Source organism: Vibrio sp. V23_P3S9T160 (assembly GCF_963886625.1).
Taxonomy (GTDB): Bacteria; Pseudomonadota; Gammaproteobacteria; order Enterobacterales; family Vibrionaceae; genus Vibrio; species Vibrio anguillarum.
In genome coordinates this window covers 1-3,562 of sequence record NZ_CAWPDB010000069.1, presented here as the reverse complement: position 1 = coordinate 3,562, position 3,562 = coordinate 1, and the positions used below count along the sequence as shown (strand labels likewise).

4 protein-coding genes are annotated in these 3,562 nt (G+C 39.7%); all 4 read left to right on the top strand.

Going from position 1 to position 3,562, the window contains the following annotated elements; genetic code table 11:
- Window positions 1-200, top strand: a 200-nt coding sequence (locus tag AACU59_RS03960; RefSeq protein ID WP_202598889.1) for a nucleotidyltransferase family protein, incomplete at its 5' end; no start/stop codon positions are given.
- Between the two features lie 202 nt (window positions 201-402).
- Window positions 403-792 carry a VOC family protein gene (locus AACU59_RS03955; protein ID WP_088729594.1) on the top strand — a complete coding sequence of 130 codons (390 nt, stop codon included), beginning with the start codon at window positions 403-405 and terminating at the stop codon, window positions 790-792.
- 160 nt (window positions 793-952) lie between these two features.
- Window positions 953-1,837, top strand: a complete 885-nt coding sequence (locus AACU59_RS03950) for a hypothetical protein (RefSeq protein ID WP_161437782.1) — start codon at window positions 953-955, stop codon at window positions 1,835-1,837.
- A gap of 661 nt (window positions 1,838-2,498) precedes the next feature.
- Complete coding sequence (locus AACU59_RS03945; RefSeq protein ID WP_161437781.1) at window positions 2,499-3,008, top strand: AAA family ATPase; 510 nt, start codon at window positions 2,499-2,501, stop codon at window positions 3,006-3,008.
- Window positions 3,009-3,562: the final 554 nt, after the last annotated feature.

The window sequence follows — 3,562 nt, the reverse complement described above, 5'->3', positions numbered from 1 at the left end:
ATTGGCCTGAAAAAGAAACGGCGGTAGCAGTGAGAAAAGTCGAGCACGATCATTATGAATGTATATCAGCCTTTGGTTTCGAGAGTTTATTTCAAGGTTTAATCACACATAATCCTAAACGAGCATATGGAACCTTCGAAAATCGAGTAAAGTCAAAGGGTTGGTTAGTTATATGGCCTAACTTGAGAATTGCGCCATAACAAACGCTTCAAGAGGGACAGCCAACGCGCGGCATTTTTACTATGCGTTGGTTTTTGTGGTTACGGTGTTATGCGGAAAGTTGGTAGTAGCGTTGTCTGCCCCTTAAGCGGGCGTTATAGCTTATCTCACATTTCAACCTAGACATTGCTCAATCGATGCTTCAAAGTAAATCCCGATTTTTGCTCAACAAAAGGAACAAGTATGTTTAGTCATATTATGATTGGCTCCAATGATATTGAAAAATCTAAGGTTTTTTATGACGCCATATTGTCTGTTTTAGGTTATCCATCGGGTGTTATCGATGCTAAAGGTCGCTGTCTTTACATAAACAAAGATGGTGTGCTTGGAATTACGAAGCCAATAAATGGAGAGCTGGCGACTCATGGTAATGGAATGACAATTGGCTTAAAAGTCAGTAGCCCAGAGTTAGTGGATTCATGGCATGCAGCAGGCTTAGCTAATGGCGGTGTAGCTTGCGAAGATCCTCCAGGTCTCAGGGTAAGCGGAGAAAGAAAAATGTATCTAGCTTATTTACGCGATCCAGCAGGAAATAAACTGTGTGCAACGCATCATATTTCTATGGGCAACTAAAGCACCGCTATAACAAACGCTTCAAGAGGGACAGCCAACGCGTGGTATTTTTACTATGCGTTGGTTTTTGTGATTACGGTGTTATGCGGAAAGTTGGTAGTAGCGTTGGCTGCCCCTTAAGCGGGCGTTATACAACTATATTTAACTGAGAGGATAAAATTTGAATAACAATGGGTTAGTACTTTGTAGTGTAATGGTTAAACCAGTGAGGCAAAGGGTCAAAGATAGTTTTCGAACATGGCTTGATATAATTTCAGTCGTTCCTAATCATACTTTTGTAGTTGAAGAAGATTCTATTCCTCTAGATAAAACTAATCCTTCCGGGTATTGGTATTGTGCTGGAGATTTTTGTGATGTTGATGAGGCTGGAGTTCATCAATACTTAGAGGAGGCTAATATTTCGTATGCACGATGTTTAGTCACTCCTAATATTAAGGATGACCATCCATTGCGAGCCACGTTAGTTATAGAAGGAGAATATAGTGTAAATTATGTTTGCCATAACATTACAAATAGAGTTCTTTATGCAACGGAAGGCCATTTAACATTAGGTGATATAGAAATACCGAAAACTGGTTATGGAGCTGTCATAAAGAGCGCACTAGGAGTATATGGTCAAAACAAAGTCGAGTGGAAGAGGCGGAAAAATACTTGTTCTGTTGATAAAGAAGACCAAAATATCTTAATAAAGATTGATCCAAGCAACTTACGAACTAAAGAATGCGAAAATGAGATAGATAAGTTACATATCGCAGCTTGTCGTGGAGATAAACATAAAGCAAATAACTTAACGGAAGCATTGTCGAGTGTTGATGAACAATTTCTAATTGCTACAAATGATGCCATTATTTCTTATAACCAGAATGAAGTAGATTTTGACACATATACAAAGTTGATGGTGAATGCATGTTCTACTCTGTTTTCTGAGACTGTCAAAATAGTTGGTTTAGAGCTCGCAAAAGAAATATACCCTGGCTGCAACCTCGACGTTGAATATTTGGACATAGAGGAAGAGCCACAACAGTACTTAATGGCATGTGGCTAATTGTATAACAATCTGTTTAAGAGTGATTCGCAACGCTTGGCATTTTTGCTATGCGTTGCGTTTTGTGTTTAAGGTGGTATGCGGGAGCTTCGGTATTGCGTTGCTCACACCTTAACAGGGCGTTATGCAACTCAGGTAAATTTAGGGGTTCAATCTTTTCGATTTCTCCGGCCATTCGTTTTGTGTTGTCGGCAAATGAGCATTTTTACCCTAAAATTCGTAGTTCACTCAAGCCGTAAAACAGGCAAGATTCTTTGTTTGCCTCAATCAGTTTTAGCGTTGGCTTGCTGCCAATTCAGCGTGCGCAAAGTGTGGAAAGGGCAAGCTTATCGAGCATTTTGTACTTGCTGAAAGTCTTGCTTGTTGAGTTTGTCTCATTCAAAAGCTTGGTTTGTTGTTGAACGGTGGACTTTGTTTTGGCGGCTTATTTATCTCGGCTCCTACTTGGGTTGGTTCTTGAATCACTCAGCCATTGCAATTGTGGCTTTTGGTCGTGTAAATTCAGTTTATCTCATTGAATTTGCATAACAAACGGCTCAAGAGGGATTGCCAACGCGTGGCGACTTTAGTGCAAAATTGAAATTCAGTGTTTACAGTGTGTTTTTTGAGCTCGTCGGTGCGTTGTCAACCCCTTAGCCGGGCGTTAGCATGCAGAGGTAGCATGAAAAAGATCCTTATCATCGGAAACTCTGGTTCAGGTAAAAGTTGGTTGTCAGGACAGTTATCAAAGAGACTTAGACTAAAAGAAGTTCACTTGGATTCAGTTGTTTGGGAACCTGGTGGCTATAACCAGAAACGCTCTCCTGAAACGATAAAAAGTGAACTGGTCAAATTGAGTATGGATCCATCTTGGATTGTTGAAGGTGTATTTGGTGCTTTAATAGAAGAGTTGATCCCACATGCGGACACTTTGTTGTTTTTGGATCTAAATTGGGCAGTATGTAAGGCTTCGTTACTTGCTCGTGGTTCAGAAAGTTCAAAGCAACTTGATGTAGTAGAAGCCGATAAAAATTTCAAAGAACTACTGACTTGGGCGTCTGAATATTCGATTCGTACATCAAAAAGTTCAAGACAGTTCCATGATTATATTTTCAGCAATTTTTCTGGTACTAAAGTGCGTTTTACATCACGTTTGCAGGTTAGTTCTTTTGCAGCGGGAACAGCATGCTAACAAACGGCTCAAGAGGGATTGCCAACGCGTGGCGACTTTAGTACAAAATTGAAGTTCAGTGTTTACAGTGTGTTTTTTGAGTTCGGCGGTGCGTTGTCAACCCCTTAGCCGGGCGTTATGCTTTATTGAGCCTCAGCAAAATCAATATATAAATTTTAATGGGAAAACTTAGTCTGATTTAGAAGTTTTCCTATTCTAATTTATTGATATTATGAGTTTATTGTTCTTTTTGGTGGCTATTGAAAGTTGAACGATACTTGTGCTTTTTCGGTAACTTTGCCCTGATAAATTGTGCTCGCAAAAGGTTCGGTTTTTGCTGAAAGGTCTCTTTCTTTGGTGTTGTTTGCTCCTTGATTCCGCAGGCTAATTCGCTTCAACCTATTTGGGATCTTATCGGCAACAATGATTGCTGAAAGTAGGCAAGTTTATCATTTTGAGTTAAAGTGCTGCGAACAAATGAATTTTTTAAAAGTTCAATGTAATCAATGGGTAATAAAGCATAACAAACGCTTCAAGAGGGACTTCCAACGCGTGGCATTTTTATTATGCGTTGA

Coding starts and splice junctions, on each gene's coding strand:
- AACU59_RS03955 (WP_088729594.1), top strand. CDS start 403: ATGTTTAGTCATATTATGATTGGCTCCAATGATATTGAAAAATCTAAG.
- AACU59_RS03945 (WP_161437781.1), top strand. CDS start 2,499: ATGAAAAAGATCCTTATCATCGGAAACTCTGGTTCAGGTAAAAGTTGG.